At 73.4% G+C, this 19,231-nt stretch carries 16 protein-coding genes; 5 read left to right on the top strand and 11 right to left on the bottom strand.

Going from position 1 to position 19,231, the window contains the following annotated elements:
• Window positions 1-113: 113 nt before the first annotated feature.
• Window positions 114-584 (bottom strand): MSMEG_6728 family protein, encoded by a 471-nt coding sequence (locus AC07DW_RS19400; protein WP_478858940.1) that lies wholly within the window; start codon window positions 582-584, stop codon window positions 114-116.
• Window positions 585-796: 212 nt separating this feature from the next.
• Here AC07DW_RS19400 and AC07DW_RS19405 point away from each other — a divergent pair, with 212 nt between their 5' ends.
• A complete protein-coding gene (locus AC07DW_RS19405; protein ID WP_478858876.1) occupies window positions 797-2,998 on the top strand; it encodes a discoidin domain-containing protein in 2,202 nt (733 codons plus the stop codon).
• 60 nt (window positions 2,999-3,058) lie between these two features.
• Here the strand turns inward: AC07DW_RS19405 and AC07DW_RS19410 are convergent, their stop codons facing one another.
• Window positions 3,059-4,417, bottom strand: a complete 1,359-nt coding sequence (locus tag AC07DW_RS19410; protein ID WP_478858877.1) for an ROK family transcriptional regulator — start codon at window positions 4,415-4,417, stop codon at window positions 3,059-3,061.
• Window positions 4,418-4,626: 209 nt separating this feature from the next.
• On the opposite strand from AC07DW_RS19410, the gene AC07DW_RS19415 reads away from it, so the two are divergent.
• Complete coding sequence (locus tag AC07DW_RS19415; RefSeq protein WP_478858878.1) at window positions 4,627-4,809, top strand: hypothetical protein; 183 nt, start codon at window positions 4,627-4,629, stop codon at window positions 4,807-4,809.
• Between the two features lie 66 nt (window positions 4,810-4,875).
• Here AC07DW_RS19415 and AC07DW_RS19420 read toward each other — a convergent pair whose 3' ends face one another.
• The 3 genes from AC07DW_RS19420 to AC07DW_RS19430 all read right to left on the bottom strand — a co-directional run bounded on the left by AC07DW_RS19420 (window position 4,876) and on the right by AC07DW_RS19430 (window position 7,463).
• Window positions 4,876-6,057, bottom strand: a complete 1,182-nt coding sequence (locus AC07DW_RS19420) for an oxygenase MpaB family protein (RefSeq protein ID WP_478858879.1) — start codon at window positions 6,055-6,057, stop codon at window positions 4,876-4,878.
• A gap of 76 nt (window positions 6,058-6,133) precedes the next feature.
• On the bottom strand, window positions 6,134-7,186 hold the full coding sequence (locus AC07DW_RS19425) for a polyprenyl synthetase family protein (protein ID WP_478858880.1): 1,053 nt from the start codon (window positions 7,184-7,186) through the stop codon (window positions 6,134-6,136).
• Window positions 7,179-7,463 (bottom strand): polyprenyl synthetase, encoded by a 285-nt coding sequence (locus tag AC07DW_RS19430; RefSeq protein ID WP_478858881.1) that lies wholly within the window; start codon window positions 7,461-7,463, stop codon window positions 7,179-7,181. The genes AC07DW_RS19425 and AC07DW_RS19430 overlap by 8 nt, the downstream gene beginning before the upstream one ends.
• Window positions 7,464-7,591: 128 nt before the next feature.
• Here AC07DW_RS19430 and AC07DW_RS19435 point away from each other — a divergent pair, with 128 nt between their 5' ends.
• Both AC07DW_RS19435 and AC07DW_RS19440 read left to right on the top strand, forming a co-directional pair.
• Window positions 7,592-8,050, top strand: coding sequence for an RrF2 family transcriptional regulator (locus AC07DW_RS19435; protein ID WP_478858882.1), 459 nt, complete (start codon window positions 7,592-7,594; stop codon window positions 8,048-8,050).
• 366 nt (window positions 8,051-8,416) lie between these two features.
• The gene (locus AC07DW_RS19440) at window positions 8,417-9,682 is read left to right on the top strand and encodes an acyl-CoA dehydrogenase family protein (RefSeq protein WP_478858883.1); all 1,266 of its coding nucleotides are present in this window, start codon (window positions 8,417-8,419) and stop codon (window positions 9,680-9,682) included.
• 102 nt (window positions 9,683-9,784) lie between these two features.
• Here the strand turns inward: AC07DW_RS19440 and AC07DW_RS19445 are convergent, their stop codons facing one another.
• Window positions 9,785-10,495 (bottom strand): ribonuclease H family protein, encoded by a 711-nt coding sequence (locus tag AC07DW_RS19445; RefSeq protein WP_478858884.1) that lies wholly within the window; start codon window positions 10,493-10,495, stop codon window positions 9,785-9,787.
• 323 nt (window positions 10,496-10,818) lie between these two features.
• Here AC07DW_RS19445 and AC07DW_RS19450 point away from each other — a divergent pair, with 323 nt between their 5' ends.
• A complete protein-coding gene (locus tag AC07DW_RS19450; protein ID WP_478858941.1) occupies window positions 10,819-14,004 on the top strand; it encodes an amidohydrolase family protein in 3,186 nt (1,061 codons plus the stop codon).
• 46 nt (window positions 14,005-14,050) lie between these two features.
• On the opposite strand, the gene AC07DW_RS19455 is transcribed toward AC07DW_RS19450, so the two are convergent.
• The 5 genes from AC07DW_RS19455 to AC07DW_RS19475 all read right to left on the bottom strand — a co-directional run bounded on the left by AC07DW_RS19455 (window position 14,051) and on the right by AC07DW_RS19475 (window position 19,189).
• Window positions 14,051-14,437 carry a VOC family protein gene (locus AC07DW_RS19455; protein WP_478858885.1) on the bottom strand — a complete coding sequence of 129 codons (387 nt, stop codon included), beginning with the start codon at window positions 14,435-14,437 and terminating at the stop codon, window positions 14,051-14,053.
• A gap of 143 nt (window positions 14,438-14,580) precedes the next feature.
• Window positions 14,581-15,939, bottom strand: a complete 1,359-nt coding sequence (locus AC07DW_RS19460) for a GH1 family beta-glucosidase (protein WP_478858886.1) — start codon at window positions 15,937-15,939, stop codon at window positions 14,581-14,583.
• A 49-nt stretch (window positions 15,940-15,988) separates the two neighbouring features.
• Window positions 15,989-16,828, bottom strand: a complete 840-nt coding sequence (locus tag AC07DW_RS19465; RefSeq protein WP_478858942.1) for a carbohydrate ABC transporter permease — start codon at window positions 16,826-16,828, stop codon at window positions 15,989-15,991.
• A 28-nt stretch (window positions 16,829-16,856) separates the two neighbouring features.
• Entirely contained in the window at window positions 16,857-17,855 is a 999-nt protein-coding gene (locus AC07DW_RS19470; protein WP_478858887.1) for a carbohydrate ABC transporter permease, read from the bottom strand.
• A gap of 14 nt (window positions 17,856-17,869) precedes the next feature.
• Window positions 17,870-19,189 carry an extracellular solute-binding protein gene (locus AC07DW_RS19475; RefSeq protein WP_478858888.1) on the bottom strand — a complete coding sequence of 440 codons (1,320 nt, stop codon included), beginning with the start codon at window positions 19,187-19,189 and terminating at the stop codon, window positions 17,870-17,872.
• Window positions 19,190-19,231: the final 42 nt, after the last annotated feature.

Below are 19,231 nucleotides of genomic sequence, written 5' to 3' on the forward strand. Positions count from 1 at the left end.
TTGCCGTGGCGAGGACGGCAGGCGTGAATCTCAACAGTGTTCCCCCGACTGCGAAGTGCTTGGAGCGCGGCCGAGTATGGCACAGCCGCGCGGAACGCCTGGTGCGGAGGGTGTCAGGCCGCTTCGCGGTCGGAGCCGGGCCACAGATAGGGCAGGTCGTCCGGGACCCCGGTGAAGTGGGCCGCGTAGAAGTCGGGGTCCTTGCGCAGGAGGGCCGACTGGTGGCTGCGGTGGAAGGCGGGGTCGCCGAGCCAGGGCGGCAGCTCACCGGCTGCGGCGAGCTCGTCCTGCGGACGGACCGGCGCACCGGGGCGGACGCCCTGGAAGTCCGCGAGCAGGGACACCGCGCAGGTGTCGCGGTGTCCCAGGGCGGTCCAGGCGCCGCAGATGTCGAGCCCGTAGCGGACCAGGGCCTCCTCGTAGCCGACCCACATCCGGACGGCCGGGTGGCGCCGCCAGCCGTATCCGGGCACGGTCAGCCCGCGGAGCACCTGGAGTGCCTCGACCCGCTGTTTGCCCAGGCGGCGGGGGTCGAGCACCTCGGCGCACGCCGTGAACCGGGGGAACGGCAGGAAGGTCTGCACACCCATGTGTCTACCGTCCCCGACCCGGCTCCGCATGCCGGGCCGGGGCCCCGCACAGTGCATCTGCACTTAATGAAAGCCAAAAGAAAAGCCATGCACGGATATTGACCGGCACGACGGCGAGCGGCCAGCATCAGTCACCGCGAGAGCGCTCTCCCCAAGTCGCACGAGCGCTCGACCCGAGTCACCCCCACCATCCGAGGAGTACGACCATGCCCGCAGCCGCCGTGACCATGGCGCCACCACCCCCGCACCGACCACCCATCACCCTCCGCCGGGGTGTGGCCGGCGCGTTGATCACCGCACTCGTCGCCACCCTGCTGGCGTTCGCACCCGCCCCGGCCGCCCAGGCCGCCCCGGTACTGCTGTCCCAGGGCCGCCCGGCCACCGCGTCCAGCCAGGAGAACGGCGGCACCGCCCCGGCCGCCGCCGTCGACGGCAACCTGGGCACCCGCTGGTCGAGCGCCTTCTCCGACCCCCAGTGGATCCAGGTCGACCTGGGCGCCGCGAGCCCCCTGAGCCAGGTCGTCCTGCGCTGGGAGGCGGCGTACGCGAAGGCGTACCGCATCGAGCTCTCCACAGACGGCGCGAACTGGTCGACGGCCCACTCGACGACCACCGGCGCCGGGGGCACCGAGACCGTCCCGGTCTCCGGTACCGCCCGCTACGTCCGCATGCAGGGCGTGACGCGCGCGACCGGGTACGGCTATTCGCTCTGGGAGTTCCAGGTGTACGGCAACGGCGACGACGGCGGCCCGACACTGCCCGGCGGCGGCGACCTCGGACCCAACGTCCACGTGTTCGACCCCTCGACGCCCGGCATCCAGGCGAAGCTGGACGAGGTGTTCCGGCAGCAGGAGTCGGCGCAGTTCGGCAGCGGGCGGCACGCGTTCCTGTTCAAGCCCGGTACGTACAACGGCCTCAACGCGCAGATCGGGTTCTACACGCAGATCGCCGGTCTGGGTCTGCGCCCCGACGACACCACCATCAACGGTGACGTGACCGTGGACGCGGGCTGGTTCAACGGCAACGCCACCCAGAACTTCTGGCGCGCGGCGGAGAACCTGGCGCTCAACCCGGTCAGCGGCACCAACCGGTGGGCGGTCTCGCAGGCCGCGTCGTTCCGGCGCATGCACGTCAAGGGCGGGCTGAACCTCGCCCCGAACGGGTACGGCTGGGCCAGCGGCGGCTACATCGCCGACAGCAAGGTCGACGGGCAGATCGGCAACTACTCGCAGCAGCAGTGGTACACCCGGGACAGCGCCATCGGCGGCTGGTCCAACTCGGTGTGGAACCAGGTGTTCTCCGGCGTCGAGGGCGCCCCGGCCACCGGCTTCCCCGAGCCCCGCTACACCACGCTGGCCACCACCCCGGTCTCCCGTGAGAAGCCGTTCCTCTACCTGGACGGCAACGAGTACAAGGTCTTCGCGCCCGCCAAGCGGACCGACGCCCGCGGCACCAGCTGGGCGAACGGCACCCCGCAGGGCGAGTCGATCCCGCTCGGCAGGTTCTACGTCGTCAAGCCGGGCACGACCGCGGCCACCATGAACGCCGCACTCGCCCAGGGCCTGCACCTGCTGTTCACCCCGGGCGTCTACCACGTCGACCGGACCATCAACGTCAACCGGGCGAACACCATCGTCCTGGGTCTCGGCCTCGCCACGATCATCCCCGACAACGGTGTGACCGCGATGAAGGTCGCCGACGTCGACGGTGTGCGGCTCGCCGGGTTCCTCATCGACGCCGGCGCCGTCAACTCCCCGACGCTGCTGGAGGTCGGCCCGCAGGGCGCGGCCGCCGACCACGCCGCCAACCCCACCACCGTCCAGGACGTCTACATCCGCATCGGTGGCGCCGGCCCCGGCAAGGCCACCACGAGCATGGTGATCAACAGCGACGACACGATCATCGACCACACCTGGGTCTGGCGCGCCGACCACGGCGACGGCGTCGGGTGGGAGACCAACCGCGCCGACTACGGCGTCCGGGTCAACGGCGACGACGTCCTGGCCACCGGCCTGTTCGTCGAGCACTTCAACAAGTACGACGTGGAGTGGTACGGCGAACGGGGCCGCACGATCTTCTACCAGAACGAGAAGGCCTACGACGCGCCCAACCAGGCCGCCATCCAGAACGGCTCCACCCAGGGCTTCGCCGCCTACCGCGTCGACGACTCCGTCACCACGCACGAGGCGTGGGGGCTCGGCAGCTACTGCAACTACAACGTGGACCCGAACATCCGCCAGGACCACGGCTTCAAGGCCCCGGTCAAGCCGGGTGTGAAGTTCCACAGCCTGCTGGTGGTGTCCCTCGGCGGCATGGGCCACTACAACCACGTCATCAACGACACCGGAGCGTCCACGGTGCCCGCCGGCACCTCGACCGTGCCGTCCACCGTCGTGTCCTTCCCCTGACACCGGACGGCCCCCGCGCGGGTCCGGCCCTCCTCCGAGCGGCCGGGCCCGCGCCCGCGTTCACTGGGCGGCGCGATCCCGGAGCGTCGCCCGCCAGGCCGGTGGCGCCTGCTCCACGGATCCGGCCACCGCCCCGGCGCGGCGGCCTCCCCCGGCGAAGAACTCGGCGAGCGGCAGGATCGCCGCACCGACGGTCACCGCGTCCGGCCCCAGCTCACCCAGCTCGATCCGGACGCGGGCCGCCGGGTACGCGAGGGCGTACGAGGTGGCGTGGGCCCGTACCGAGTCGAGGAAGCGGGCGCCGAGCTGGAGGCCGGCCCAGCCGCCGACGAGGATGCGTTCCGGCTGGAAGAGGTTGATCAGGTCGGAGAACCCCGCGCCGAGGTACTCGGCCGTCTCCTCCAGTACGGCCAGGGCGGTGGCGTCCGGCCGCACCGGCGCCCCCGGGTCCGCGTCCGCGTCCGCGTTCGTGCCCGCCGCCCGGTCCGGGTAGGCGGCGGCGAGCATCGCGGTCAGCGCCGCCTCCTCGTCCGCCCCGGCCGGCGGCTTCCCGCCCGCCTCGGCCCAGCGCTCCAGCAGCGCCTCGGCCCCCGCGTACGCCTCCACGCAGCCGAGCGCCCCGCAGCGGCAGCGCCGCCCCCGCACCCGCACCGTCAGATGGCCCCACTCCACGGCCCGGCCCGGCCCCATGTCGTCGGTGACGACGCACGCGCCGACGCCCGAACCGAACAGCACCACCACGGCGCTGCGCGCCCCGCGTCCCGCGCCGAACCACATCTCCGCCTGCCCGAGCGTCTTGGCGCCGTTGTCGATGAAGTACGGCACCGACGCGGGCAGCGCCACCGCGGCACGCAGCAGCCGCTCCAGCGGCACGGCGTTCCAGCCGATGGTCTGGCCGTGCACCACCGCGCCGTCCTCCGGCGTCCTGGCGACGATGCCGGGCACCCCGACCCCCACACCGAGCAGGTCGTCGGGGTCGATGCCCGCCCGGTCCAGGACCTCGGCGATGCCGTCACGCAGGTGGTCCACGACCACGCCGACGTCGTAGCGCTCGTGCCCGCCGGACGGGCCGGCCGCGAGGGGCCGCTCGGTGCGGGCCAGTTCGGTGAGGGTGAGGTCGAAGAGCTCGATCCGCACCCGGGTCTCGCCGACGTCGACGCCGATCATGCAGCCGCTGCCGGGCCGGACGCGCAGCAGGGTACGGGGGCGGCCGCCGGCGGAGTCCACGCTCCCCGCCTCCTCGACCAGTCCCTCGGCGACCAGCTCCGCCACCACGTTGCTGATCGAGCCCGAGCTGAGGCCGGTGGCGGGGCCGAGCGAGAAGCGGCTCAGCGGCCCGTCGAAGTACAGGCACTGCAGCACGGCGGTGCGGTTCTCGCGCCGCAGGTCGCGGACCGTCCGGCCATTGCCCACTGTCACCCAGCCCCCTCTTCGGATGTCCTCACCGCAACATACCTCCGCGGTGGCCGGGGCCGGGCTTCAGCCCGCTCGGGCGACGATCCGCCGCCGTGGCGCGCTCGGCGACGGCGGCGACGGCGAGGGGGGCGTTCGCGCCGCCCGCGGATGGCGACGTACGTTCGAAGGGCGTGTCGTCGTGACGTCGGCCGGGGGCGGCAGTTGGACCGGGCATGAAGAAGCGCAGCATGCTCGCCGTCGCGTCCCTCGTCGCCGGAGCGGCCATCGCCGCCCTGAGCCCCGCACCCCCCACCGCTCAGGCGGCCACCGTGGACGGCCCCTCGAACAGCACGGGCGACGCCGGTCCCGCCGAGAGGTGGGACGACGGCGACGAGGACGACACCACCGGCGCCTAGGTCCGGAAAGTAACGGCGTCCGCCCGAAGGGCGTCGCGGGCCAGGCGGGACTTCACGGACACGACCTTAGGGTGCCCAGCCGGCCGCCCGGCCCAGCCGGGCGGCCGGCGGGGTCCAGCGCCGGGTGCGGGCCGACCGGGTCGAGACGCCGAACTCCTTCTTCAGGTGTTCGGGGACGGCGTAGTGCATCACGCGCCCCCGGGTGAGCGAGCTGAGCTCGAACAGGGTGGTCAGGTGGCCGAGCCGGTCGAGTGCCCAGGCGCCCAGCGGTGAGCGGTCCTCGATCGTCTCCAGCACGTTCAGCAGCGCGGGAGCGGCCTTGACGACCGTGTCCCAGGAGGTGCGGGGCACCTGGAGCCAGTCGGCGCACGTGTCCCCGATGAGGTAGCGGATCAGGGCGGCGACGACCGGGTCCAAGAGGGTGCCGGGGACCACCTCCTCATAGAGGTCGATCAGCTGGCGGGTCAGGCGGGCGCCCTCCTCACTGGGGCCCATGTGGCGGACCATGTACAGGTCGGAGAACCGGCGGGCGGCCTCCAGGTCCTCTGGGACGTGCTCCTGGTCGACGCCGAGCATCGCGCCGACCACCCGCCAGGCGTAGTAATACGCCTCTGCCCCCTCGACGCTCATGTGGATGCCCAGGCGGTGCAGGGCGTCCAGGACCTGGATCGAGAACATCATCTGGCCGCCGATCATGTCCTCCTGGCAGATCGGGGTGCCGAGCTTCGCGGTGTCCCAGCGATCCTCGCGGCGCAGGTGGTGGCGGATCGACGCGTGCAGCAGGCGCACCTTCTGCGCGGCGGGGATGAAGCGGCTGCCGGCCTCGAAGGCGTCGGGTCGCATGAGGTGGACGGTGAACTGGCCCGTCTCCGCCATCCGCTTGGAGGGGTACTGGAGCGAGTGCGTCGCCGACAGCAGTCTGGCCACGTGCGGCACGACGTAGCAGGCGGGCATCGAGGCGAAGGACAGCGCCGTGGAGATGTGGACGTCGTTGTCGATGAAGAACAGCCGCGCCCTCTCCATCTCGTCCCAGTCCACCCATGATGGTGGGCTGCTGGTCTCGTGCAGGTACGCGCGGGCCACCTCCGGCAGGCCCTCGGGCAGCGGCTGGCCGACGGTGGAGACGTACCGCATGAGGGTGTTGAACTTGCCCACCTCCCCGCGTTCGAACAGGGTGGCCACGGTGGCGTCGGCCAGTTCGTCACCGGCCAGGCGCAGCGCGTCCAGGGACTGCTCGGTGTAGGTCATCGGGGCTCCTCGTGCGTCGTACGAGCGGAGGCGGCTCGGGCGCCGTGGTGGACGGGGGCGGCCCGGGTGGGGGCCGTCAGTGCTTGCGGTCGGTGACGGTACGGGCCAGGCCGGTCAGGGACCGGGCGGCTTCGGCGGGCAGCCGCGCCTGTTCCACGACGCGGGTGGCCGCCCTCACCCGTTCGTCGATCATGTCCTCCACCCGGGCCGGCGCCCCCGTGCGCCGCATGATCGTCCGGACGCGCTCCACGTCGTCGCCGCTCAGGTCACGGCGGCCCAGCAGCGTGCCCAGTTCGTGCCGTTCGGCACCGGTGGCCCCTTGCCACGTCAGGGCGAGGAGGGCGGTGGGGCGGTGACCGGCGATGTCGTCCGTTTCGGCCTTGCCGGTGTGCTCGGTGTCGCCGAACAGGCCGAGGAGGTCGTCCCGCAGCTGGAAGGCCTCGCCCAGCGGCAGGCCGTAGTCGGTGAACACCTCCCGGACGTCGGGCGCGGCTCCGGCCAGGGCGCCGCCGATGTGGAGGGGGTGCTCGACGGTGTACTTGGCCGTCTTGTAGCGGATGACCTTCAGGCTGGCGGCCGGGTCCGGACCGGCGCCCGTGCGCAGGATCTCCAGACACTCGCCGGCCACCAGCTCCCGGGCCAGCACGTCCCACAGCGGGCGCGCCCGTGACAGGTAGGCGGCGGGCAGGCCGCAGGTGGTGAACATCTGCCCGGCCCAGGAGATGAGCAGGTCGCCCACCAGCATGGCCAGCGAGCGGGCGGCTGCCGTCGCCCCGGGCCGGCCCGCCACGGCGGCCCGCAGCGCGCGGTGGGCGGTGGGCCTTCCGCGGCGCAGCGCGCTGTCGTCGACCAGGTCGTCGTGGACGAGGGCGGCGGCGTGCACCAGCTCCATCGCGGCGGCGGCCCGTACCAGCTCGCCGCTGTCGGGCTGCCCGGCGGCGCGCCAGCCCCAGTAGCAGAACGCGGCCCGCAGCCGCTTGCCGTGTGCGGTGGCGATCCGCAGCTGTTCGGCGACGGGTGCCAGGTCCGCGTCGATCGCCAGCAGCCGGTCGATCTCGTCCTCGACGAAGTCGCGCACCTGTTCGCCGACCCGGTCCTCGAGCGCGGCCGGCGCCCCGCCGTCAGTCATCGCGGTCACCCGCCGCACGGCGGGCGGCCGCGTGCCGGGCGAGTACCTCCAGGTGCGCCGGGGGCGGCGCGGCGACCCGGTCCAGGACCAGGCGGCCCCGGGCCCGCAGTTGCTGCCGCCCCTCCGCCGCCAGCTCGGCCACGTCGGCCCGGGCCAGCAGTCCGCGCGCGTTCCGCAGGACGGACGACAGCCCGCTGTACGCCAGATCGGCGGCTCCCGCGGCCAACTGCAACAACTGGCTGCCGGCGGCGTCTTCGTCCCGTTCCCGGTATCCCACGGTGTCCCCGTCCCCTCGTGTCCTCGACTCCGCCAGCGTGACGGAGTGGCACCGGCGGGTCCGTGAAGACCAACGATCGAGTGAACGGGTGGATAGGTGTGCCCCGCCGGCTGCGGGATAATGCCCCCATGCGAATCTCAGCCAGGGCCGACTACGCGGTGCGCGCCGCGCTGGTGCTCGCCGCCGGCGAGCGGAACGGGCCCTTGAAGGCGGAGGCCATCGCCGAGGCGCAGGAGATTCCGCACAAGTTCCTCGAAGGCATCCTCAACGACATGCGGCGCGGCGGCCTGGTGGTCAGTCAGCGCGGGGTCAACGGCGGTTACCGGCTGGCCCGGCCGGCGGCGGAGATCAGCGTGGCCGACGTCGTGCGCGCGGTGGACGGCCCGTTGGTGTCGGTGCGGGGCGTCCGGCCGCCGGACCTGTCCTACAGCGGGCCGGCGGAGCCGCTGCTGCCGTTGTGGATCGCCCTGCGTGCGAACGTCCGGCGCATCCTGGAGGGCGTGTCACTGGCGGACGTGGCGTCCGGTCACCTCCCGGAGACGGCGCACTCGCTGACGGAGGATCCGGCCGCCTGGTCCAACCCCTGAGACGCGTCCCGGCGCATCCGGTCCGCGGTTTCTCGTAGCGTGAGACCGAGTTGACCACCATGTGGTCGCCCCCTTGCCGACCCGCCCTCCCCCGGCCAATATCCCTACTAAAAGCGTAGGGAAAGGGGATGCGGGGCCTGCGCCGTGCGGACGACGCTCCGCGTGGATTCCGACCCGGGACCCAGCGCCTCGGGGCGCCCGGGTGTCATGCCCCTGACCTTCCGTCGGCTCGGCACTCCGTCATCGACCGGCGCCCCTCACGACACCTGGAGCTCCTCACATGACCACCGCCACCCCCCACGGCACCCCCGCCTCACGGGCCGACCGGGACCACGCGGCCGCCCCGGGCCGCCGGTGACGTCCGCGATGACCTCGACAGCGACGGCGACCGTCACCGGCCCGGTCACCGGCACCGGCACCGGCCGCACTCCCGTCGGCCACCGTGACGGCGGACACCGCGTCCTGCTCCGCACCGCGCGGGAGGTCGCCGACGACCTCGCCGCCGACGCCGTCCCGCGCGACCGGGCCGGCCGGCCGCCCGCCGACGAGGCGGCCCGGCTGCGCGAGGCCGGCCTCCTGGCGGCCCTGGTGCCGCCCGGCGGTGCGTACGGCGTGGACTGGCGCACCGGCTGCGCGGTCGTGCGGGAGATCGCCACCGCGGACGGCTCGGTCGGCGAGTTACTCGCCCGCCACTACGCGCACACCTGGAACGGACGCTTCTACGGCACCGCGCCCCGCGCCGCCGCCCTCGAACGGGACACGGCGCGCCGGCAGTGGCTGTGGGCGGGCGGCGTGCACTCCACCGCCCCCGACGGGACCGGCCCCGGCCTCACCCTGACCCCGCTGGACTCCGGGTACCTGCTCAGCGGGCGGGTGGCGGTGGACACGGGCGTGACCGTCGCCGACCGGTTCGCGGTGGACGCCGTCTGCGCCGTCACCGGTGATCTCCTGGTCGTACGGGTGCGGCCCGGCCGGTCCGGGGTGTCCGTCGAGCCCGCGCGGGACCGTCTCGGCCAGCGGCTCGCCGGCGCGGGCACCGTCGCCTTCGACCGGGTGACCGTCACGCCCGCGCAGGTGCTCGGCCCCCGGCCGCACGACGCGGAGTCGACCGCGCCCTTCACCGCGCTCGCCGAGCCCGCGCTCCGGCTGGCCCTGTGCCACGTCGGCCTGGGCATCGCCGAGGGCGCCCTCGCGGAGGCCCGCGACACCGGCAGACGCGCCCCGGTCCCCCGGCCTCCCGGCACCGCCGTCCCGGCGGCACACGACCGGCTGCCCGCCAAGGACCCCGACCTGCTGCTCGCGTACGGGGAGCTGGCGGCCGCGGCCCAGACCGCCGCGGTCGTCGTGGAACGGGCCACGGAGACCATGGCGCGGGCCCTGGAGGCCGGGCCGCACCTCGGCGTGGAGGAACCCGCCGACGTCGCCGCCCTGGTGGCGACGGCGGAGACCGTCACGGTCAGGGCCGCCCTGCACATCACCACGCGGGTGCTGGAACTCGCCGACGCGCCCGGCCTGGACCGGTTCTGGCGCAACGCCAGGGTGCTGACGGCACACCGGTCCACGGCCCACCGGCTACGCGACATCGGGGAGCACTACCTCAACGGCGTCCACCGCCCGGCGGCGGGCCGTTGAGGCCGGCGCACCCGCCCGCCCCGCCCTGGGGCGGGGCCGAGGAACCGGGGCGGTGACCCGGTTCGTCGGCCCCACAGGGGCGACGGTGCCGCGCCGGAGGGGTCAGTCCGCGTCCGGGGTCGGGCCGCCGCAGCCGGGGTGTCCCCACCGGGTGCCGAGCTTGGCGATCGGCTCACCGGCGGTGTACGCCCGGCCGCAGGGGCAGGTGCCGGGGAACTTCGCCTTGATGGTGCGCGGCGCCCCTCCCGACGCGGCACGGCCGGCCGGCCGCTTCCTGGGCGCCGCACCCGTCCGGGTCCGCGCCGGGGCGCTGCGCTCCGGGGCGGGCTCCGGCACGTCCGGGTCGCCGAGCGCGGTGCCGGCGGCCCGCTGGGTGACCGCCGCGTCGCTCGCGGCCTGGTCGGCGATCGCGTTCAGCGGGTCGCCGTCCACGCGGTGGGCGGGCACGTGGCGGAACTCGACGTCCCGGTCCGCCAGCAGGGCGTCGATCCCCTGGACGAGTTCCTGGTTCGCTACGGGCTTGCCGGCGGCCGTCCGCCAGCCGTTGCGCTTCCAGTTCGGGAGCCACTGGGTCACGGCCTTCATGGCGTACTGGGAGTCCATGCGCACCTCGACCCGGGTCCCGGGGTCGACGGCCTCCAACAGCCGCAGCAGGGCGGTGAGTTCACCGACGTTGTTGGTGGACCGGCCCAGCGGACCCGACTCCCAGCGCTCGGGGCGGCCCTCGGCGTCGGCGACGACCCACGCCCAGCCGGCCGGGCCGGGGTTTCCCTTGGCCGCCCCGTCACAGGCGGCGATGATGCGATCGGACATCCCCCGATCATGCCCTACGCCCCGGCATGGGCCGGCCGGGGGACCGTGCGGGGATCGTTTCCGGACGAGGACCGGCCGGATGTGGTGTCCCCACCCTCCCCGTACGCCGGGTGCGGAAACATGTGTGCCGTGCCGGCTTCCGCGCTCCGGGCCGCCGGAACCGGGCCCGCCGGACTTCCGACGAGGGAGGACTGTTGGACGCCGAAGGAACGGGCCGGGAGACGCGGACGACCACCGGGGCGGCGGGGCCGGCTCCGGCGGCCGAACCGCCGGCGGGACCCGGCGGCACCCTCCCGGCCGGCGCGCCGCCACCCGAGTCGCCGCTGTCGCGCCGGCGGTTCCTGACGGGTGCGGGGTCCGCGGCGGGGGCCGCGCTGCTGACGCCTGCCGCCCCGGCGGCGGCCCGGGACCGGATCGTGTCCCTGCGCTTCACCGCGGCGACGAACGGGGCGGCCGACATCGCCCCGTCCGGCGACCGGTTGATCGCCGAGGTCCAGCACGTCCTGTGGTCGTTGCCGCGCGCGGGCGGCAGGGCCGTCGCGCTCACCCCGGCCGGGCTGGAACCCAACCGCCCCGTCCACTCGCCCGACGGGTCCCTGATCGCCTTCTGCGCCTACCGGGGCGGGGGGTTCCACATCTGGACAGTGCGGCCCGACGGCTCGGACCTCCGGCGGCGCACCGACGGGCCCTGGGACGACCGGGGGCCCGCCTGGTCCCCCGACGGCACCCGGATCGCCTTCGCCTCCGAGCGCGGCGGCGACCCGGTGTCCGGCGCCCCCTACCGCATCCGGGTGCTCGACCTGCGTACCGGCACCTCCACCGCCGTCAGCGGTCTGCCGGGGCAGCCGGGTCCGCTCCAGGACGGCGCCTGGGAGGACTTCGACCCGGCGTGGACACCGGACGGCAAGCGGATCCTGTTCGTACGGGCGGCCGTGACGGCCTCCTCGTCGGGGACGGCCATCGACGCCCGGACCGTGGTCTCCGTACCGGCGGACGGCGACGGCCCGGTGCGGGCCGAGCACACCGGGACGGCCGGCGCGCAGGTGATGGCGCCCGCGCCGTCGCCGGACGGGCGGCGGCTGGCGTACCTGCGGGTGACCCCGGCGCCGCACGGCGGGTGCGTCCTGGTCGTGGACGGCGAACCGGTGGCGGTCCCCGGGGACGTCGCCCCCGTTCCGCCGCGCTGGACCGGGGGCGAGCTGCTGCTCACCGTCGACGGACGGTTCACCCTCGTGCGCCCGGAGACCCCCGGCGCCCTGGAGCGGATCCCGTTCGAGGGGACCGTGCCGGTGCGCCGGCCGCGCCTCCGGTCCAGGACGTACGGCGTCGAGGGCGGCCGGACGCGTCCGGTGCGGGGCGTGCACCTGCCGTCGCTGGCGCCCGACGGACGGCGGATCGCGTTCGCCGCGCTGAACTCGCTGTGGCTGGCCGGCACCACGGGCGGCCGGCCGCCGCGCCGGCTGGTGCGGGCGGACAGGACGCGCTACCTCCTCGGGCCGGTGTGGGCGCCCGACGGGGAGTCGCTGGTGTACGCCGACGACAGCGACGGCCTGCTCGGGGTGTACCGCCATGACCTCGCCACCGGCCGGCGCACGGCGCTGGCGACCGGCGGGCGGGTCCATCCGGCCCTGTCCCCCGACGGCGGGCGGCTCGCCTGCCTGGACCTGACGGGCCGTCTCGTGGTCAAGGACCTGTCGACGGGCGGCGAGCGGGTGCTGGCGGCGCCGCTGGGCGGCGGCGGGCTGCCCGGCCGGCCCAGCTGGTCCCCGGACGGGCGGTTCCTCGCCCTGTGCGACCGCAACCGGCTCAACCAGCGCTTCCGCGAGGGCTACAACCTCATCCGGATCGTCGACGCCGCGTCCGGCGCCGCCCGGCTGCACGCCGTGGCCCCGCACACCTCGGTCTCCGACCGCTACGCCTCGGGGCCGGTGTGGTCGCCGGACGGCCGCTGGATGGCGCTGGTCGTGGAATCGGCCCTGTGCCTGCTGCCGGTGACGGCGGACGGCCGCCCGGCGGGGCCCCTGCGGCAGCTCTCCGACGAACCCGCCGACACCCCCTCCTGGTCCGGCGACTCCCGCACGCTGCTGTACCAGTCCGGCACCCGGCTGCGGCTGACCGGTGTGGACGGGGGCGGCCCGCGTACCGTGCGCGTACCGCTGGACTACCGGCGGGCCGAACCCGCCGACGCCGTCGTCCACGCCGGGCGGTTCTGGGACGGCACCGGTGACGACGCGCCGGTCCGCGAGGACGTCGACGTCGTCGTGCGCGGTGGGCGCGTCGCGGCGGTGGAGCCGCACCGGCCGGGCCGGCAGCGGCCGGCGGTCCGGCGGGTCGACGCCTCGGACCGGACGGTGCTGCCCGGTCTGTGGGACGCGCACACCCACCCCTGGCAGTACACGTACGGTGGCCGGCAGACCGCCTGCCAGCTGGCGTACGGGATCACGACCGCCGTGTCGCTCGGCGGGTTCGCCCACGAGCAGGCCCGCGTCCGGGAGGCCGTCGAGGCCGGCCAGCTGGCCGGGCCCCGGCTGCTGAGCTGCGGTGAACTGCTGGACGGCGCCCGGGTGGCCTACAGCATGGGCAGGGCCCACCGCACGCGTGAGGGGCTGCGCCGGTCGCTGGAGCGGGGCGCGGCGCTCGACTGGGACGTGGTCAAGACGTACGTCAGGGCGCCGGACTGGGTGATGGAGGAGGCGGCGCGGTTCGCCCATGAGCGGCTCGGGGCGCGGGTGGGCAGTCACTTCTGCTCGCCCGGCCTGCAGACCGGGCAGGACATGACCACGCACCTTCAGGCCACCCAGCGGGGGGAGGCCGGGCACGCGGTCTCCGCCGCCGGCCGGGCGTACCAGGACGTGCGGGAGCTGTACACGGCGCCGGGCGCCGGTTTCACCCTGATCGCCACGCCGTTCACCGCGATGTGGCTGCTGGGGGCCGATCCGGGTCTCGCGCGGGACGAGCGGGTGGAGGCGATCATGCCGCCGTGGGACGCCGCCCTGGTTCGGCAGATGTCCGCGCAGCCGCCGGGCGAGGCGCACCTGGAGGCGCTGCGCACGGAGGTCGAGGTGTACCGGCACGTCCTGGCGTCGGGCGGTGTGGTGGCGCTGGGCACGGACGCGCCGATCGTCCCGGTGGGGCTGTCCCTGCACCTGAACCTGCGGGCGCTGCACGTCGGCGGTCTGTCGCCGGCGGAGGCGCTGCGGACGGCTACGGCGCTCCCGGCGCGGGCGTTCGGTGCGGACGGGGACCTGGGCACCGTGGAGGTGGGCAAGGTCGCGGACCTGACAGTGGTGGACGGCGACCCGTTCACGGACTTCGACGCGCTGGTCCGTACGGTCGCGGTGCTCAAGGCAGGGGTCGTGCACGAGCGGGCCGCCCTCGGCGGGGCCTTCCGCGCGTCCGGTGGCCGCGGGGGCGAGGACCGGTCGGGGCGGGGCGGGCGGGACTGGCTGGAGGTGGGCCGGGTGATGCGCCGGGACGGCTGCTGCTCGCCCGGCCCGGACCACGCGTGACCGGCCGCCGCCCCTCCTCGGCAGGGCGGGGCGGCGGCCGGGGCTGTCAGCGCCCGGTGTCCTCGGGGTACCAGCGCAGCTCGACGGTGTTGCCGTCGGGGTCCCTCACGTAGACCGACCGGGCGGTGCCCCGCGCGCCGAAGCGGCTGACCGGTCCCTCCAGCACGTCGAACGTGCCCGAGTCGATGACCTCCTGCCAGTCCACGGGGTCCACGACCAGGCAGATGTGGTCCACGTTGGATTCGCCGCGGGGGCGGGCCAACAGGTCGATGATCATGGTGGGGGTGACCCGCACGGACGGGAACGGGACCTTGCCCGCCCGCCACTCCTCGACCCGTACCGGCTCCAGGCCGAGGGGTCCGCAGTAGAACCGCAGGGACCGCTCGACGTCCTCCACGTTGAGCACCACATGATCGAAATCCTTGACCCGCACGGGCCTCCCCCTCCGCCGTTCCGGTCCGCCGCCGGACCGGTCGTCCTTGTGCCGACCGTTGCCGGTGCCTCCCGCCCCGGTGACGGGGTGGCGGGAGGCCCCATCACGGTACCCGGGCGGGCGGCGCCGCGCGGGCGGGCGGGTCAGCCGGCCGTGGCTTCGCGGTGGGCGCGGATGATGCCGGCGTACCGGTGGCCGCTCGACTTGACGGTGCGGGTCTGGGTCGCGTAGTCGACGTGGACGAGGCCGAAGCGCTTGTCGTAGCCGTAGGCCCACTCGAAGTTGTCCAGGAGCGACCAGGCGTAGTACCCGGCGAGGGGGGCGCCCTTGCGGATCGCGCGGGCACAGGCGGCCAGGTGCTGTTCCAGGTAGCGGGCGCGCTCGGGGTCGTCGACCGTTCCGTCGGGGCCGACGGTGTCCGGGAACGCGGAGCCGTTCTCGGTGACGTACAGCTTGCGCACGCCGTAGTCGTCGGTGAGGCGCATCAGGAGGGCCTCGATGCCGCCGGCGTCGATCTGCCAGTCCATGCCGGTGCGGGGCACGTCGGGCAGGCGGACCTCCCGGGCGTGCGGGACGGGCCCTTCGGGGTCGTCGGTGACGGTCGCCGGGAAGTAGTAGTTGAGGCCGTGCCAGTCGAGCGGGGCGGCGATCGTGTCGAGGTCGCCGGGGCGTTCGGGGAGCTCCACGCCGTAGAGCTCGCGCATGTCGGCGGGGAAACCGCGGCCGTACACCGGGTCCAGCCACCAGCGGTTGGTGTGCCCGTCCATCCGTACGGCGGCGGCGATGTCCTCCGGGGCGGTCGAGGCGGGTTCGACGGTGGAGTGGTTGGTGACGAGTCCGACCTGCGCGCCAGGTACGGCGGCGCGGACCGCGCCGGTGGCGAGCCCGTGGGCGAGCAGCAGGTGGTAGGAGGCGCGGACGGCGGCGGTGAGGTCGGTCAGGCCGGGAGCCATCCGGCCCTCCAGGTGGCCGATCCAGCCCGAGCACAGCGGCTCGTTGAGGGTGGCCCACTGGGTGACGCGGTCGCCGAGCCGCTCGGCCACGACGGAGGCGTAGGCGGCGAGGTGTTCGGCGGTCTCGCGCACGGTCCAGCCGCCGCGGTCCTGGAGGGCCTGGGGCAGGTCCCAGTGGTAGAGGGTGACGGAGGGGGTGATCCCCGCGTCGAGGAGGCCGTCGACGAGCCGGTCGTAGAAGTCGAGTCCGGCGGCGTTCACCGGTCCGTCGCCGCCAGGCACGATCCGCGGCCAGGCGACGGACATGCGGTAGGTGTCGGTTCCGAGGGACCGCATGAGGGCGATGTCCTCGGGCCACCGGTGGTAGTGGTCGCAGGCCTCGTCGCCGTGGTCGTCGTTGTCCACCTTGCCCGGGGTGTGGGAGAAGGTGTCCCAGATGGAGGGGGCTCGGCCGTCCTCGGCGACGGCACCCTCGATCTGGTAGGCGGACGTGGCGGTCCCCCAGGCGAAGTCGCGGGGGAAGGCGGCGAGGTCGATCGGATCGGACACGGGAACCCTCTCGGAGAAGCGGTGGGAGCGAACGGCGTGGTGCGGGGCGTTATTTGACGGCGCCGGCGGTGAGGCCGGTGACGAGGTAGCGCTGGAGGAGGAGGAAGCCGGCGACGACGGGGACGCTCACGACGAGTGAGGCGGCCATGACCTGGTTCCAGTACACGTCGTTCTGGCTGGCGTAGCCCTGGAGGCCGACGGCGAGGGTGCGAGTGGTGTCGTTCGTCATCACGGAGGCGAAGAGCACTTCGCCCCAGGCGGTCATGAACGCGTAGACGGCCACGGCGACGATCCCCGGAACGGCCGCGGGCACGATGACCCGGAACAGCGCGCCGAGCGGGCCGCAGCCGTCGACCTTGGCGGCCTCGTCGAGGTCGCGGGGCACCGAGTCGAAGTACCCGATGAGCATCCAGATCGAGAACGGCAGGGAGAAGGTCATATAGGTGAGGATCAGTCCGCCGCGCGAGCCGAAGAGCGCGATGCCGGTGGCGTTGCCGATGTTGACGTAGATCAGGAACAGCGGCAGCAGGAAGAGGATGCCGGGGAACATCTGGGTGGACAGCACCGTGACGGTGAAGACCCGCTTGCCGCGGAAGGCGTAGCGGCTGACGGCGTACGCGGCGAAGACGGCGATGACGACCGAACACACGGTGGCGGCGCCGGCCACGACCAGGGAGTTCACGAAGTAGTCGGCCAGGGGGACGGTCTTCCAGATGTCCGTGTACGGCGTGAGGGTCAGGCCCGAGGGGATCCACTGGAACTTTCCCGAGACGTCCGCCAGTGGTTTGAGGGAGCTGGAGACCATCACGTACACCGGGAGCAGGACGAAGCCGGTGAGGAGGGTCAGGAAGACGGCGCGGCTCCAGAGGAAGGAGCGCGGGGCGGCCATGGGCGAGCGGGGGGCCGGCCGGCTGTGTTCAGACATCGGCGGACTTCCTTCCCCGGGAGGTGGCGATCAGGTAGACGCCCGTGACGACGAGCAGGAAGAGGAGCAGCAGGACGGACATCGCCGAGCCGGTGCCGAAGTTCCAGGTCTGGAACGAGGACTGGTAGATGTGCAGGGAGATGAGGTCGGCCGATTCCGGCGCGGCCCTGCCGAAGAGCACGAAGGGGGTGTTGAAGTCGTTGAACGTCCACAGGAACAGGACCAGGACGAGGACCTGGTTGACCGGCCGCAGGGACGGCAGGGTGATGCGGCGGATCTGCTGCCACACGCCGGCCCCGTCGAGGGCGGCGGCTTCGTAGATCTCCCGGGGGATGTTCTGCAGGCCGGCCATCATGATGAGGAAGGCGAAGGGCCAGCCCTTCCACACGGAGACGACGAGCAGGGTGATGAAGCTGTTCTCGCCGATCAGCCAGAAGGGCGGGCTGTCGGTCAGTCCGAGCTGGTCGTGCAGAACGTGGTTGATCAGCCCGTTGTCCCGCTGGAACATGAAGGCCCAGGTGATGACGGCGGCGTAGACCGGCAGTGCGTACGGGACGAGGAACAGGGTGCGCAGGACTCCCCGGCCGCGGAACGTCTCCTGCATGAAGACGGCGGCGGCGGTGCCGATCAGCCAGCACAGGCCGACGGACAGGAGGGTGAAGAGGCAGGTGGTGAAGAAGGACTTCAGCAGCGCCTCGCCCACGGGGGCGTCGAAGTCGACCGAGACGGCGTAGTTGTCCAGTCCGGCCCAGGGGGCGGTCCCCCAGTCGCGGATGTAGAACTGGGTTAGCTCCTTGAAGCTCATGACGATGCCGATGAGCATCGGCACCAGGTGGACCAGGATCTCCAGGACCAGGGCGGGAAGCAGCAGCAGGTACGGCAGGCCCAGGGCCCGGAGCCGCCCGGGACGGCGGCGCGGGATGCGCGCCGCCCCGGGGTCGTGCTGCGGTGCGGTCCGCCCGCCGGTCTTCTCGATGGCGGTGGTGGTCATGGTGGCGTCCGGACTCACTTCTTGGGCATCTGCTGCTGGGCCTTTTCGAGCTTGGCCTTGACCGATGCGGTGGTCACCGGCCGGCCGGCGGCCGCGTCGGCGAAGAGCTCCTTGACCGCGGTGCCCACGACGGTCTCGAACTGCGACTCCTCCGGTACCTGCGGCAGGGCGGCGGCGCTGGTCGCGAGGGTCTGCCGGAGCGGTGCGAGGGCGGGGGTGTTGAAGGCGGGGTCGGCCTGCGCGGAGGTGACCGGCGGGATGGAGCCGTAGGCCTTGTTGAGGATCTTCTGCTCCTCGTCGCCGGTCATGAACCGGACGAACTCCATGGCGCCGTCGATGTTCTTGGTGTTCTTGAAGACGGCCAGGTTGATGCCGGCGACCATGGAGTTGACGGCGGTTCCCCGGCCGGGCTTGCCGGACCGCACCGGCGCCGGGGCGACACCCCATTCGGAGTCGTCCATGCCCTGGGCCTTGAAGGTGGCGGCCGCGGTCTGCCACAGCACCATCGCGGTCTTGTCCTTGGCGAAGTCGCTCAGGGACTGGTTCTGGGCGTATTCGGCGTTGCCCTTGGCCACGATCTTGTGCTGGGCCATCAGGTCGATGTACTGCTTGACGGCGGCGACGGCACCGTCGGAGGTGAAGTCGGCCTTGCCGTCGGGGGTGAAGAAGTCGGCGCCGTGCTGCTTGCCGAGGACGAAGACCTGGTGGATGTTGTTGGAGAGGTTGGAGCCCTCGACACCGATGCCGGCCTTGCCGTCCTTGGTGAGCTTCTTACCGGTGGCGACGAGCTCGTCCCAGGTGGCCGGGGGCTTCTGGATGCCCGCCTCGGCGAACAACTTCTTGTTGTAGTAGAGCGCGTACGCCATGGAGTAGAGCGGTACGGCCGCGGGGTCCTGCCCCTGGACACCGGTGGAGCCGAGCGCGGACTCGACGAAGCGGTCCCTGCCGCCGATCTTCTCGAAGTTCTTCGCGTCCCAGGGCAGCAGGGCGCCGCTGGACTGGAGGGAGGCGCTCCAGGTGTTGCCGATGTTGAGGACGTCGGGGCCCTGGCCGGAGGTGGTGGCGGTGAGGATCCGGTTCAGCAGGTCCGACCAGGGCACGACCTCCAGCTTCACCTTGATGCCGGTCTTCTTCTCGAACTTGTCGAGTTCCGGCTGGAGGACCTTCTTGTCCACCTCGATGTTGGCGCCCTGGTTGGAGGCCCAGTAGGTGAGCGTCCTGGGCTGGGAGTTGTCGCCGGACCCACCGGACGAAGAGCCACCGCCGCAGGCGGCCGCGGAGAGGACGAGGGAGAGGGTGACGGCGCCGACGGCCGCGGCTCTGATTCTGCGCATGGCTCCTCGTGTCCCTTTCAGGGGAGGGGTGGAAGCCGACGA

The organism is Streptomyces sp. NPDC045701, assembly GCF_056432045.1.

Coding starts and splice junctions, on each gene's coding strand:
- AC07DW_RS19405 (WP_478858876.1), top strand. CDS start 797: ATGCCCGCAGCCGCCGTGACCATGGCGCCACCACCCCCGCACCGACCA.
- AC07DW_RS19415 (WP_478858878.1), top strand. CDS start 4,627: ATGAAGAAGCGCAGCATGCTCGCCGTCGCGTCCCTCGTCGCCGGAGCG.
- AC07DW_RS19420 (WP_478858879.1), bottom strand. CDS start 6,057: ATGACCTACACCGAGCAGTCCCTGGACGCGCTGCGCCTGGCCGGTGAC.
- AC07DW_RS19425 (WP_478858880.1), bottom strand. CDS start 7,186: ATGACTGACGGCGGGGCGCCGGCCGCGCTCGAGGACCGGGTCGGCGAA.
- AC07DW_RS19435 (WP_478858882.1), top strand. CDS start 7,592: ATGCGAATCTCAGCCAGGGCCGACTACGCGGTGCGCGCCGCGCTGGTG.
- AC07DW_RS19440 (WP_478858883.1), top strand. CDS start 8,417: ATGACCTCGACAGCGACGGCGACCGTCACCGGCCCGGTCACCGGCACC.
- AC07DW_RS19445 (WP_478858884.1), bottom strand. CDS start 10,495: ATGTCCGATCGCATCATCGCCGCCTGTGACGGGGCGGCCAAGGGAAAC.
- AC07DW_RS19465 (WP_478858942.1), bottom strand. CDS start 16,828: ATGGCCGCCCCGCGCTCCTTCCTCTGGAGCCGCGCCGTCTTCCTGACC.
- AC07DW_RS19470 (WP_478858887.1), bottom strand. CDS start 17,855: ATGACCACCACCGCCATCGAGAAGACCGGCGGGCGGACCGCACCGCAG.
- AC07DW_RS19475 (WP_478858888.1), bottom strand. CDS start 19,189: ATGCGCAGAATCAGAGCCGCGGCCGTCGGCGCCGTCACCCTCTCCCTC.